Source organism: Arthrobacter sp. NicSoilC5, assembly GCF_019977395.1.
GTDB lineage: Bacteria > Actinomycetota > Actinomycetes > Actinomycetales > Micrococcaceae > Arthrobacter.
Genome location: NZ_AP024660.1, coordinates 49,305 through 61,643 on the forward strand (window position 1 = coordinate 49,305; position 12,339 = coordinate 61,643).

Here is a 12,339-nt window from a genome sequence, read left to right on the forward strand (position 1 = left end):
TCAGCTAGAGGGTCAAGGCTCAACATTCGCGGAAAGTCAAGTTCCGTCGAATACCGTGTCGGGCGCTGTAACCTAGGGAGCAGAACGAACGGCGCTGGTCAGCCAGCGGCAGGAAATCACCGTCATCGAAAGTGTGGACAGATACGTGAGCAGCGAACAGGGTTCAGCAACTCTGGAGGGCACGGAATTCGACCTGGAAAACGCGGTGATGGGCCCCACGGGTCGCCCATACCGCGAGTTCCCGGAACCCGCGCCGCTGTCCTCCCACGGTCCGGCCCGCGTCATCGCCATGGTCAACCAGAAGGGCGGCGTCGGGAAGACCACCTCCACCATCAACCTGGCCGCGGCACTCGCCGAATACGGCCGGCGTGTCCTGCTGGTGGACTTCGACCCCCAGGGTGCGCTGTCGGCGGGCCTGGGCGTCAACCCGCACGAACTCGACCTCACCGTGTACAACGTCCTGATGGACCGCAAGGTGGACATCCGCGACGCCATCCACCAGACCGGTGTCGAGAACGTCGACCTGCTGCCGGCCAACATCGACCTCTCCGCGGCGGAAGTGCAGCTGGTGAACGAGGTGGCGCGCGAACAGGTCCTGGACCGTGCGCTGAAGAAGGTCGAAGACGACTACGACGTCGTCCTCATCGACTGCCAGCCGTCCCTGGGCCTCCTGACCGTCAACGCCCTCACCGCGGCCCACGGCGTCATCATCCCGCTCATTTGCGAGTTCTTCGCGCTCCGCGCCGTGGCCCTCCTCGTTGAGACCATCGACAAGGTCCAGGACAGGCTGAACCCGCGGCTGCAGGTGGACGGCGTGCTGGCCACCATGTACGACGCACGCACGCTGCACAGCCGCGAAGTGATCACCCGGCTGGTGGAGGCGTTCGGTGACAAAGTCTTTGAAACCGTCATCAAGCGCTCCATCAAGTTCGCGGATGCCACCGTGGCTGCGGAGCCCATCACCAGCTACGCCGGAAACCACGTGGGTGCTGACGCCTACCGCCGGCTGGCCAAGGAGCTGATCTCCCGCGGCGGCGCACCCTAAGCACGCCGTGGCCGAGACCAAACCCGGCTTCGAGGTGCGGCTGGCCAACTTCACGGGTCCGTTCGACCTCCTCCTGGGACTGATCGCCAAGCACCAGCTGGACATCACCGAAGTTGCCATCGCCACGGTCACCGATGAGTTCATCAAGTACATCCGCAAGCTGCAGGAGCTCGGTGAAGAATGGGCCCTGGACGAGGCCAGCGAGTTCCTGGTGATTGCCGCCACCCTGCTTGACCTCAAGGCAGCACGGCTCCTCCCGGCCGGAGAAGTCGAGGACGACGAGGACATCGCCCTGCTGGAAGCGCGGGACCTCCTGTTTGCCCGGCTGCTCCAGTACAAGGCCTTCAAGCAGGTGGCAGGCATCATGGGCGAAACCCTGCACCAGGAAGGCCGCCGCTTTCCACGGCAGGTGGCACTCGAGGAACATTTCGCAGCCATGCTCCCCGAGCTCGTCTGGAAACATACGCCCCGGCAGTTCGCTGCACTGGCAGAAGCCGCGCTTCGGCCCAAGGCGCCGGCGCAGCCACCACAGGTTGCCCTCGGCCACCTGCACGGCGGCAATGTCAGCGTCAAGGAGCAGGCCGAAGTGCTGGGCCTCAGGCTCCAGCAGGAGTCACCCCTGACATTCCGTTCCCTGATTGCCGACGCCGAGTCCACCCTGGTGGTGGTGGCCCGGTTCCTGGCCCTGCTGGAGTTGTTCCGGGACCGGGCTGTCTCGTTCGACCAGCTCTCCCCGCTGGCGGACCTTGCCATCCACTGGACGGCCGACCGCCGGGACTGGTCGGCGGAAAACCTAAGCGAAGAATTCGAGGAGCAACTGTGAACCCGCAGGAGGATACGCAGCCGCAGCAGACGCGGTGGCAGGACGACGCCGGCCACGGCCCCGCCTTCGCCGACCTTCCCGGCGGCGCCAAGGCTGCCCTGGAAGCCGTCCTCATGGTTTTGGACGAACCGGCCACGGAGGAGGAGCTGGCGGCAGGGGTGGGGCTAACGGTGGACTCGGTCCGCTCTCTGCTGGCAGAACTGCAGCGCGATTATAACGGCTATACTGTTAAAGCCCCGGAGGTGGAGAGTGCCAGCAGCGCTGGTATCGGTTCCAGTCCCCGGGGTTTTGAATTGCGGAACATCGCCGGTGGCTGGCGCATCTACTCCCGCACGGAATTTGCCGACATTGTGGGCAAGTACGTGCTTGAGGGGCAGACTGCCAGGCTCACCCAGGCGGCGTTGGAAACACTGGCGGTCATCGCGTACCGCCAGCCCGTTTCCCGGGCGCGCGTGTCTGCAATTCGCGGGGTCAATGTTGACTCTGTCGTACGGACGCTGGCCCAGCGCGGGCTGATCGAGGACGCGGGAACAGATCCCGAGTCCGGCGCAATCCTCTACCGGACTACCTCGTATTTCCTCGAACGGATGGGAATCAGTTCAGTGGAGGACCTGCCCCAACTGTCGCCGCACCTTCCGGGGCTCGACGGGATCGCAGAGTTCTACGACGCCGGGACGATGTAGGCAGGACACCCCTGCCCGCAACAGTCCATCCAGCACGGTTATTTATCAGGGCAGACGAAGTCTGCGCGGCTGGCTAAGGTTGTCCTTGGACATCTCAGCCGGCCAATACACATTTGAAGGACGGGTCATGACACAGGCGGGACGCCAGGGTTCACCACGTAACGGTTCGGGACGCGGCGGGAACGAACGCAACAGTTCACAGCGCAACCCGGCACAGGGCGGCAGCTTCAGCGGGGGCTCCCGCGGCGGAGCAGGCAAGCGATCCTCCGGATTCGGCGGGGACCGCCCGCACCGCGCGCCCAAGCCGCGCGAAGAGCGCTTCATCGACCCCGACCTCGCGGGGGACCAGCAGGGACGCGGAGCCGAGCCCGCCAGGGGTGCCAAGCCGTCGTCGCGCAAGCCCGCGGCCCGCAAGCCCGGTGCCGGGAAAGCCCCCGGAACCCCCGGTGCGCTCAAGCCCAAGCCGCGAACGGGCGCTCCCGGAGCAGCCGCTTCCCGTGCTTTCGGCAGCGAACGCTTTGGCCAGAACCTGGGGCCGGTCCGCAAGCCTGCACGGAAGAAGGGTCCCCGGGGCAACGTTCCCCAGTCCGAACTCCACGATGCCGACGGCGTGCGCCTCCAGAAGGTGATGGCCTCCGCAGGAGTCGCCTCCCGGCGCGTCTGCGAAGAGATGATCGCCGAGGGCCGTGTCGAAGTTGACGGCCAGGTAGTCACCGAACTCGGTGTCCGCGTAGACCCCAAGACTGCCGTAATCCACGTTGACGGCCTGCGGATCCAGCTGGACGAAAACCTGGTCTACATGGTCTTCAACAAGCCCAAGGGCGTGGTGTCCACCATGGAGGACCCCGAGGGCCGGCCCTGCATCAGCGACTTCCTGAAGAACAACAAGAACACCGGCGAACGCCTCTTCCACGTTGGCCGGCTCGACGTCGCCACCGAAGGCCTGCTGCTGCTGACCAACGACGGCGAACTCGCCAACCGGCTCACTCACCCCTCCTACGAGGTTCCCAAGACCTACCTGGTGCAGGTGCGCGGACCGTTCCCGCAGGGCGTTGGCGCCCAGTTGAAGGCCGGCGTCGAGCTGGAGGACGGCTTCGCTTCCGTTGACTCCTTCCGCCTGGTGGACTCAACCCCGGGCCATGTGCTGATCGAGGTTGTACTCCACTCCGGCAAGAACCGCATTGTCCGGCGCCTCTTCGACGCCGTTGGCTTCCCGGTCCAGCGGCTGGTCCGCGTCAAGGTGGGCCCCATCGGGCTCGGCGACCAGCGCCAGGGCAGCATCCGCAACCTGGGCAAGCAGGAAGTCGGCCACCTGCTGGCATCCGTAGGGCTCTGAGGCATGTCCGCGTTCAAAAGCCAGGGCCGCGGCCACCTGGATGGCCCGGTGGTGGTCATCGGCACCGGGCTGCTGGGCACCAGCATTGGGCTGGGCCTGCGGGGGCGCGGCGTACCCGTGTTCCTCTCGGACCCGTCGCCCACCAACCAGGCGGTGGCCGTGGACATCGGTGCCGGCCGCCCGCTGCCGGAACTGGGCGATGCAGCGCCGCAGCTGGTGGTGGTGGCCGCCCCGCCGGACGTCACGGCCGACGTCGTCCTTGCCGCGCTGTCCAACTACCCGGACGCTGTGGTCATCGACATCGCCAGCGTGAAGGCGGGCATCCTGGCCCGGCTGCGGGAATCGGGCGTCGACCTTTCCCGCTACGTGGGGACCCACCCCATGGCGGGCCGCGAAAAGTCCGGCCCCGTAGCGGCGCGCGGTGAGCTCTTCACGTCCATGCCCTGGGTGCTCTGCCCCTCCGAGGAAACGTCCGGTGGCGCCCTGCAGGTGGCCCGCTCGCTCGCCTCGGACCTGGGGGCCGTCGTCTCGCAGTTCACGGCGGACGAACACGACGAAGCCGTGGCACTGGTCTCGCACCTGCCCCAGGTGATGTCCTCACTGCTGGCCAGCCGGCTGCAGGGAACTCCTCTGCACGCGTTGTCCCTGGCAGGCAACGGACTGCGTGACGTCACCAGGATCGCGGCCAGCGACCCCACCCTGTGGGTCCAGATCCTCGGCGGCAACGCGGACAAGGTGGTGGAGATCCTCTACGGTGTCCGGGACGACCTGAACCGGTTGATTGGAACCCTGGAGAACCCCACCGCACCCGGGGCCCGGCTGGACCTCGCGCAGCTGATCAGCGAGGGCAACGCCGGCCAGGCGCGGATCCCCGGGAAACACGGTGGTCCGCCGCAGGCTTATGCATGGCTTACCGTCCTGGTGGATGACAAGCCTGGCCAGATCGCCCGGCTGCTCACCGAGATCGGGGAGATCGGCGTCAACCTGGAGGACATGCGGCTTGACCACTCGTCAGGCCAAAACGTGGGTATGGTGGAAATCTCCGTGTTGCCGAACAAGCACGACCACTTGATCGAAGCTCTCAACGACCGCGGATGGCGGGTACTTCAGTAATGACACAGGAACTCCTCGAATCCATGCGCGCCCTGCGCATCGGCCGGCCGCTGGTGGTTGCCATCGATGGGCCTTCAGGCTCCGGAAAATCCAGCGTGAGCAAGGAAGTTGCGCGCAGGCTCCGGCTGGCCTACCTGGACACCGGCGCCATGTACCGTGCCCTGACCTGGTACTGCGTGACCGAAGGCATCGACCTTGAGGACGGCGCGGCGGTGGAACAGGCATCCAGGGACTTCGTCCTGGAACTGAGCACCAGTCCCATGGAGGAATATGTCCGGGTGGGCGGCGTGGACGTCACGGACGCCATCCGTGAGCCGGCCATCTCCTCCGCCGTCAGTGCCGTCGCCACCACCCTGGGCGCCCGGACCGAACTGATCCGGCGGCAGCGGGACCTGATCGAAAAGCACCACCGCCGGATGGTGGTGGAAGGCAGGGACATCACCACCGTCGTCGCGCCCGGGGCCGAGGTGCGCATGCTCCTCACCGCCAGCGAGGAAGCCCGCCTGCGCCGGCGGGGCATCCAGCTGGGCGGTACTCAGAACGCCGAGCAACTGGCAGCCCAGGTCACGCACCGCGATGCCAAGGACTCCACCGTGGTGAACTTCACGCAAGCCGCTTCCGGGGTGGTGACGCTGGACTCCTCGGACCTCGACTTCGAACAGACCGTGGATGCCGCCCTCGTCATCGTCACCAAGGTCCTGAACCGTGACTGACGCCGGGCCCGGCCTGCCGTCCGGGCTGACCACGGCATGGAGCAGGCCGGTGGGCTGGATCCTTGACCACCTGGTCTACCGGACCACCGTGACCGGCAGGACCAATGTCCCCACCGGCGGACCGGTGATCTTCGCAGGCAACCACATCAGCTTCCTTGACGGGCCGGTGATGTTTGGCGCCGCGCCGCGTCCGATGCACATCCTGGTGAAGCAGGAGATGTTCAAAGGTTTCCTGGGCCGCGTGCTCACCGCGTCCGGGCAGCTGCCCGTGGACCGCCGCGGTGACCGAGCAGCGCTGCAGCGCTGCAAGGACGTGCTCGACGCCGGGCGCTGCGTAGGGATTCTTCCGGAAGGGACCCGGGGGAGCGGCGCAGCCGCGGACATCAACGGGGGCGTGGCCTGGCTGGCGCTGAATTCCGGAGCCCCCGTGGTGCCGGTAGCCATCCTGGGCACCCGCCAGGGCGATGAGCACCTGGACTTCGTCCCACGGCCCGGTCGGCGCTTCCACGTCAGCTTCGGGTCAGCCCTGACCCTGGCCCGCAGGGCCGGGGAAACCGGCCGTGCTTCAATGGACAGGGCCGCGCAGGACATCCGTGCAGCGCTGGCAGGGCACGTCCAGGACACCATCCAACTCAGCGGGCAGACCCTGCCCTTCGCTGACCACAAAGACTTGACAGCAGTAGCCGGGGACGCCGGCAGATGACCACTAAGGACAGTGCAATGAGCGACACCACCCAGGCTTCCGGGCACTCCGGCGCCGACGACGAATACACCCCCACCGGCACCGACCAGGTTGCAGAGCGCCTGGCGGCGATTGGGGACGACGAGGCCGAGCTCCGCGCCGCCTCCCTCCGGGCCGGCCTGGAGGACTACGAGCTGGACGAGGACGACGCCGCCCTGCTGAGCGGCGAGTACGGGGACGAGGACCTCGAAGGTCCCCTCAAGCTGGACCCCGTCCTGGCCATTATCGGACGTCCGAACGTGGGCAAGTCCACCCTGGTGAACCGTATCCTGGGCCGCCGCGAAGCGGTCGTGGAGGATACTCCCGGCGTAACCCGCGACCGCGTGATGTACTCCGCGAACTGGAACGGACGCAACTTCACCCTGGTGGACACCGGGGGATGGGAACACGACGCCCGCGGCATCCACGCCAGGGTCGCGGAGCAGGCCGAGATGGCCGTGGAACTCGCTGACGCCGTCCTGTTCGTGGTGGACTCCGCCGTCGGCGCCACCGCCACGGACGAGGGCGTCATGAAGATGCTGCGCCGCAGCAAGAAGCCGGTCATCATGGTGGCCAACAAAGTGGACGACTTTGCCCAGGAAGCGGACAGCGCAGCACTCTGGGGCCTTGGCTTCGGCGAGCCCTACCCGGTGTCGGCCCTGCATGGCCGCGGGGTGGCCGACCTCCTGGACCACGTCATGGATGTCCTGCCCGAGTTTTCCACCGTTGAAGGCGTGGAACGCTCCGGCGGTCCGCGGCGTATCGCCCTGATCGGCCGCCCGAACGTGGGCAAGTCCTCGCTGCTGAACAAGCTCGCCGGATCCGAACGCGTGGTGGTGGACAACACCGCCGGCACCACCCGTGATCCGGTGGACGAATTCATCGAACTCGGCGGCCGCACCTGGCGCTTCGTGGACACCGCCGGCATCCGCCGCCGCCAGCACATGGCACAGGGCGCGGACTACTATGCCTCGCTCCGGACGCAGGCCGCGCTCGAGAAGGCGGAGGTCGCCGTCGTGCTCCTCGCCGTGGACGAGGTCCTCAGCGAACAGGACGTCCGCATCCTCCAGCTGGCCATCGAGTCCGGCCGCGCCCTTGTCCTGGCCTTCAACAAGTGGGACCTGCTCGACGACGAACGCCGCCGCTACCTGGAGCGCGAAATCGAACAGGACCTGGCACACGTTGACTGGGCGCCGCGGGTCAACATCTCGGCAAAGACCGGCTGGCACAAGGACCGCTTGGTCCCGGCCCTGGACCTTGCACTGGAGAACTGGGACCGGCGTATCCCCACCGGGCGCCTCAACGCCTTCCTGGGTGAACTCGTTGCCGCACATCCGCACCCGGTCCGCGGCGGCAAGCAGCCCCGCATCCTCTTCGGCACCCAGGCCTCCAGCCGTCCGCCGAAGTTCGTGCTGTTCACCACCGGGTTCCTGGATCCCGGGTACCGCCGCTTCATCACGCGGCGCCTGCGCGAGACCTTCGGATTCGAGGGCACGCCCATCGAGGTGAGCATGCGCGTCCGCGAGAAGCGTGGCCGGAAGCGTTAATTGCGACACACCTTGGGGCTGATCACCGGAAAGTGTCACTGGCACCCCTCCGGATCGTGTAAGCTCTTCTAGGTGGTTCGGCCGGACTGCTGATGAAGATCTTCGGATTTGAGTTCAGCGGAGAACGGCGGAACCAGCGGGCTGTAGCGCAGCTTGGTAGCGCACTTGACTGGGGGTCAAGGGGTCGCAGGTTCAAATCCTGTCAGCCCGACCAAAAAGCGGAAAGCGCCGGAGAATTTCTCCGGCGCTTTCCGCTTTTTTGGGTTTCATGGTCATTCCCGGCTGCGCACCGTCATGTGGACAAATCACCCCGGGAGCCGGGGGTGAAATGTCCGGTTGGGGGTGTCCTGGGTGGTGCAGGGCATGGTGGACAGTCAGCCGAGGGCCGCGTCGAGGGTGACGAAGCCGTAGCCCGCCGCCCGGAGCTGGGAGATCACCTGGGGGAGGGCCGCAGCGTCGAGCGTTGAGCCGTCGTCCGGGTTCGAGCCGAGGTGCATCAGGACGATCTCACCGGGCTGCGCGGAAGCCATGACGCGCTGGACGATAAAGGCCGGGCCGCGCGTTCCGTTCATGGTGCCTTGCCAGCCAAGGGTGTCGACGGTCCACCGGACCGCCGCGTAGCCGGCGCCGTTGACGTCGGCGATCGTGCGCGAATCGCGGGCGCCGAACGGGAAGCGGAAGAACGGGAGCGGGTCGCCTCCTGCGGCCTCGATGGCCCTCTGCGCGCCGCTGATCTCGGCCGCGATCTGGGCGTCGGTCAGGGTGGTGAAGTCCGGGTGGGTCATGGAGTGGTTGCCGATTCGATTCCCCGCGTTGTAGATCAGGGCCGGGTCGGAGGGGAACTGGTTGACCCAGTTTCCGGTGAGGAAGAATGTGCCGGGGACCCCGTTGGCTGTGAGGGTGCTGAGGATCGATGGCAGGCCGGCGTCGTTGGCGCCGGCGTCGAACGTGAGTGCGACAACCTTCTGCGTGGTCGGAATACGCTCGAGGTCCACGCCCAGAAGTGCCGCCGGGATAGTGGCATGGATGACCTCAATCCTGCTGCTGGCCTCATGCCACAGGATCGAACCGTGCTGGAAGTCGCTGCGTCGTCCGCCCGTGATGCCATACTCGTCGCTGGTCGGGTAGCCGAGCCTGCTGTGCTCCCAACCGAGGGCCGCCCACTGGGCCCGGATGGCTCCATGCACCTCCTGGGCTCCGGTGGCGGGGCTCCAGTAGATCGAGCCCCCGGCGAAGTGGTTGAACCTGCCAACGCCGTCTGGGGTTCCGGTTTCGTCGGTGAGGGGGAAGCCGAGGAAGCCGGCTGGGCCGCCGAGTTCTGCGTAGTGTCCGCCGATTGAGCCGTGTATTTCGTGGGCTCCGGTGGCGGGGCTCCAGTAGATCGAGCCCCCGGCGAAGTGGTTGAACCTGCCAACGCCGTCTGGGGTTCCGGTTTCGTCGGTGAGGGGGAAGCCGAGGAAGCCGGCTGGGCCGCCGAGTTCTGCGTAGTGTCCGCCGATTGAGCCGTGTGTTTCGTGGGCTCCGGTGGCGGGGCTCCAGTAGATGGTGCCGCCGGCGAAGTTGTTGTAGCGGCCGGGGATGCCTGGGGTGGCGGTTTCGTCGGTGAGGGGGAAGCCGAGGAAGCCGGCTGGGCCGCCGAGTTCTGCGTAGTGTCCGCCGATTGAGCCGTGTGTTTCGTGGGCTCCGGTGGCGGGGCTCCAGTAGATGGTGCCGCCGGCGAAGTTGTTGTAGCGGCCGGGGATGCCTGGGGTGGCGGTTTCGTCGGTGAGGGGGAAGCCGAGGAAGCCGGCTGGGCCGCCGAGTTCTGCGTAGTGTCCGCCGATTGAGCCGTGTGTTTCGTGGGCTCCGGTGGCGGGGCTCCAGTAGATGGTGCCGCCCGCGTAGTTTTGGGCGCGGCCCCCAGCGATGTCGTACGGGGTGCCGACGGGCGCTCCGAGGAACGATGCGCCGCCGCCGAGCTGCTGATAGTGCTGGACGATCGCGTCGTCGCCAACCTGCTGGACCGCTGCCGACGCCGGAACGCTCTCGTGCGAGGCTGCCGCTGACGCCGTGGCCGCGGGCGGACCCAGAGCCGTACCGCCGAGGCCACCGCCGAGGGCGAGGGCCAAGGCCATTCCGAGGACGGCGGGTCGGGACCGGCGCATTGTGACCCCTTCGTACTGACCGAGACATGCAAGCCTTGATCAAGACGCTACGCCCCGGGGGCGTGCCCGGGCAGGACCGGAAGTCCCGAATCTGCCCGGGCGGGCCGTGCAACGTCCCGGGTGCCTGGTCTTCCTACTTCAGGAACTTGGACGTGCGCCGGTCAGCCAGGATCTTGCCCTTGGTCTGGCAGGTGGGGCAGTACTGCAGTGCGGTATCCGCAAACGACACCTCACGGACGGTGTCGCCGCAGACCGGGCAGGGTTGGCCGGCACGGGCGTGGACCCGCATATGGCTGCGTTTGACGTCCTTGAGATCCTTGGGCGGCTTGCCGGCCGCTTCCGCCAGCGCTTCGCCCAGTACGCTGTGGATGGCGTCGTACAGCACCTGTACGGTCTCCCGGTCCAGTGACTTCGCGATGGCGAAGGGCGAGATGCGGGCCGCGTGCAGGATCTCGTCGCTGTACGCGTTGCCGATCCCCGCGATGACGCTCTGGCTGCGCAGGAGGCCCTTGATCTGCTGCGAACTGCCGGCCAGGATCTCAGCCAGCATGCCGGCGTCGAACGCCTCCGTGAAGGGGTCCGGGCCCAGCGAGGCGATGCCCGGCACCACCTGCGGATCACGCACCACGTAGATAGCCAGGCTCTTCTTGGTGCCCGCTTCCGTCAGGTCCAGCCCGCGCGGACCATCCGGCCCGGAGAAAGCGCATCGGACCGCGATGAGGCCCTTGCCCATCCGGAGCTGGCTGTCGGCGGGGGAGTCCGTGAAGCGCACCCAGCCGGCCCGTGCCAGATGGAACACCAGGGAAATGCCGTCGGTATCGATGCTGATGAACTTCCCGAACCGCCGGACGCCGGACACGGTGCGGCCCTCGACCGCGTTATAGGGAGGATCGGCCGTCTTGAGCACGGCAAAGGAGACAACCTGCAGTTTGGTGACCACGCAGCCACGCAGCTGTTCATCAAGGAACGCGGCCAGGCCTGCGACTTCCGGCAGTTCCGGCATGGCCTACCCCACCTTCCCCAAAGACGCTGCACCGGTGCTTGCACTCATGGGTTCCATCTTGTCAGAAAGGCCCGTGCCGGCCCCGGCAGTTATGCCTATACTTTCAGCGGCGGCCCGATTTCCGGGCCCCTTGTGACATTGGCGCGTACCCCGATGAAAGGCCCCCCATGAGCAACATTCCCGAAGACCTGTCCTACACCGCCGAACACGAGTGGGTTACCGCCCCGAATGCCGACGGCGTGGTCCGCGTGGGAATCACGGATTTTGCCCAGGACGCGCTCGGAGACGTCGTCTACGCCCAGATGCCCGAGGTCGGCACGAAGATTACGGCAAACGAAGTGGTGGGTGAGGTTGAGTCCACCAAGAGCGTGAGCGACATCTACGCGCCCGTTTCCGGCGAAGTCGTGGCCCGCAACGACTCCCTTGACAGCGATTCGGCCCTGATCAACACCGATCCCTACGGCGACGGCTGGCTCATCGAGATCAAACTGGCCGAACCTGACGCCGTTGAGTCTTTGCTCAGTGCATCCGAGTACGAACAACAGGTAGGCTAAAGCTAACCGGTATTTCCGGTCCGGCCCCGCGTCGCGGGCATGGCGTCTGCGCACGTCAGAGCCCGGATCGGGAGCCGGTGCCGGACCTGGCGGACAGGACCGGAGACTAACCGTTGGTTGCGGGTTGAGTGCCCGCAACGTCTAAGAGGAGGAATCCATGGCTGGCCACAGACACAACCCTGCCGATGGGGAATACGGCACGGGTGCGGCTAGGTCGTCGGAGACCACCTCGATCCATCTCACCCCCGTCACTGACGAACCCATCATCGCCCCCAAGCTGTCCTCGGAAGAGCGCAACTCGGTGGAGGCCCTGCCTGCCGGCTCGGCGCTGCTCGTTGCCCACAGCGGCCCGAACGCCGGTGCCCGGTTCCTCCTGGATTCGGATGTGACCACCGCGGGGCGCCACCCCGACGCCGACATCTTCCTGGACGACGTCACGGTATCGCGGCGCCACGTGGAGTTCCGGCGCACCGCCCGCAGCTTCGAAGTGGTGGACAAGAACAGCCTCAATGGCACGTACGTCAACCATGACCGCGTGGACAGCGTGGAGCTGAAGTCCGGCAGCGAAGTCCAGATCGGCAAGTTCCGCCTCACCTTCTACCTGAGCCCTGCCACGGCTGCAGGCCGCAGCTGAACCGGGGACCGCTGCCTGTGGCA

12 protein-coding genes and 1 tRNA gene are annotated in these 12,339 nt (G+C 66.7%); 11 read left to right on the plus strand and 2 right to left on the minus strand.

Going from position 1 to position 12,339, the window contains the following annotated elements:
* Positions 1-145: 145 nt before the first annotated feature.
* The 9 genes from LDO22_RS00215 (at position 146) to LDO22_RS00255 (ending at position 8,195) form a co-directional block, all read left to right on the plus strand.
* Positions 146-1,045 carry an AAA family ATPase gene (locus LDO22_RS00215; protein WP_079597205.1) on the plus strand — a complete coding sequence of 300 codons (900 nt, stop codon included), beginning with the start codon at positions 146-148 and terminating at the stop codon, positions 1,043-1,045.
* Positions 1,046-1,052: 7 nt separating this feature from the next.
* Positions 1,053-1,868 (plus strand): ScpA family protein, encoded by an 816-nt coding sequence (locus tag LDO22_RS00220; protein ID WP_159632271.1) that lies wholly within the window; start codon positions 1,053-1,055, stop codon positions 1,866-1,868.
* Entirely contained in the window at positions 1,865-2,551 is a 687-nt protein-coding gene (locus LDO22_RS00225; RefSeq protein ID WP_224025651.1) for an SMC-Scp complex subunit ScpB, read from the plus strand. The genes LDO22_RS00220 and LDO22_RS00225 overlap by 4 nt, the downstream gene beginning before the upstream one ends.
* A gap of 127 nt (positions 2,552-2,678) precedes the next feature.
* Complete coding sequence (locus LDO22_RS00230; protein ID WP_159632269.1) at positions 2,679-3,887, plus strand: pseudouridine synthase; 1,209 nt, start codon at positions 2,679-2,681, stop codon at positions 3,885-3,887.
* A gap of 3 nt (positions 3,888-3,890) precedes the next feature.
* The gene (locus LDO22_RS00235) at positions 3,891-5,000 is read left to right on the plus strand and encodes a prephenate dehydrogenase (protein ID WP_224025652.1); all 1,110 of its coding nucleotides are present in this window, start codon (positions 3,891-3,893) and stop codon (positions 4,998-5,000) included.
* Positions 5,000-5,713, plus strand: coding sequence for a (d)CMP kinase (cmk, locus tag LDO22_RS00240; protein WP_159632267.1), 714 nt, complete (start codon positions 5,000-5,002; stop codon positions 5,711-5,713). Before LDO22_RS00235 ends, cmk begins: the two co-directional genes overlap by 1 nt.
* A 49-nt stretch (positions 5,714-5,762) precedes the next feature.
* A complete protein-coding gene (locus tag LDO22_RS00245; RefSeq protein ID WP_159635576.1) occupies positions 5,763-6,416 on the plus strand; it encodes a lysophospholipid acyltransferase family protein in 654 nt (217 codons plus the stop codon).
* Positions 6,417-6,433: 17 nt separating this feature from the next.
* A complete protein-coding gene (gene der / locus LDO22_RS00250) occupies positions 6,434-7,981 on the plus strand; it encodes a ribosome biogenesis GTPase Der (protein ID WP_159632266.1) in 1,548 nt (515 codons plus the stop codon).
* Between the two features lie 137 nt (positions 7,982-8,118).
* Positions 8,119-8,195, plus strand: a tRNA-Pro gene (locus LDO22_RS00255).
* A gap of 160 nt (positions 8,196-8,355) precedes the next feature.
* On the opposite strand, the gene LDO22_RS00260 is transcribed toward LDO22_RS00255, so the two are convergent.
* On the minus strand, positions 8,356-10,125 hold the full coding sequence (locus tag LDO22_RS00260; protein ID WP_224025655.1) for a polysaccharide deacetylase family protein: 1,770 nt from the start codon (positions 10,123-10,125) through the stop codon (positions 8,356-8,358).
* 133 nt (positions 10,126-10,258) lie between these two features.
* Positions 10,259-11,128 carry a DNA-formamidopyrimidine glycosylase family protein gene (locus tag LDO22_RS00265; protein WP_224025656.1) on the minus strand — a complete coding sequence of 290 codons (870 nt, stop codon included), beginning with the start codon at positions 11,126-11,128 and terminating at the stop codon, positions 10,259-10,261.
* A 167-nt stretch (positions 11,129-11,295) separates the two neighbouring features.
* Between LDO22_RS00265 and gcvH the strand changes: the two genes are divergently transcribed.
* A complete protein-coding gene (gene gcvH, locus LDO22_RS00270; protein ID WP_159632264.1) occupies positions 11,296-11,682 on the plus strand; it encodes a glycine cleavage system protein GcvH in 387 nt (128 codons plus the stop codon).
* A gap of 157 nt (positions 11,683-11,839) precedes the next feature.
* Positions 11,840-12,316 carry an FHA domain-containing protein gene (locus tag LDO22_RS00275; RefSeq protein WP_159632263.1) on the plus strand — a complete coding sequence of 159 codons (477 nt, stop codon included), beginning with the start codon at positions 11,840-11,842 and terminating at the stop codon, positions 12,314-12,316.
* Positions 12,317-12,339 lie beyond the last annotated feature (23 nt).

What these genes read in the sequence shown, in the direction of transcription:
- LDO22_RS00230 (WP_159632269.1), top strand. Translation starts at nt 2,679, where the DNA reads ATGACACAGGCGGGACGCCAGGGTTCACCACGTAACGGTTCGGGACGC.
- LDO22_RS00235 (WP_224025652.1), top strand. Translation starts at nt 3,891, where the DNA reads ATGTCCGCGTTCAAAAGCCAGGGCCGCGGCCACCTGGATGGCCCGGTG.
- cmk (WP_159632267.1), top strand. Translation starts at nt 5,000, where the DNA reads ATGACACAGGAACTCCTCGAATCCATGCGCGCCCTGCGCATCGGCCGG.
- der (WP_159632266.1), top strand. Translation starts at nt 6,434, where the DNA reads ATGAGCGACACCACCCAGGCTTCCGGGCACTCCGGCGCCGACGACGAA.
- LDO22_RS00260 (WP_224025655.1), bottom strand. Translation starts at nt 10,125, where the DNA reads ATGCGCCGGTCCCGACCCGCCGTCCTCGGAATGGCCTTGGCCCTCGCC.
- LDO22_RS00265 (WP_224025656.1), bottom strand. Translation starts at nt 11,128, where the DNA reads ATGCCGGAACTGCCGGAAGTCGCAGGCCTGGCCGCGTTCCTTGATGAA.
- gcvH (WP_159632264.1), top strand. Translation starts at nt 11,296, where the DNA reads ATGAGCAACATTCCCGAAGACCTGTCCTACACCGCCGAACACGAGTGG.
- LDO22_RS00275 (WP_159632263.1), top strand. Translation starts at nt 11,840, where the DNA reads ATGGCTGGCCACAGACACAACCCTGCCGATGGGGAATACGGCACGGGT.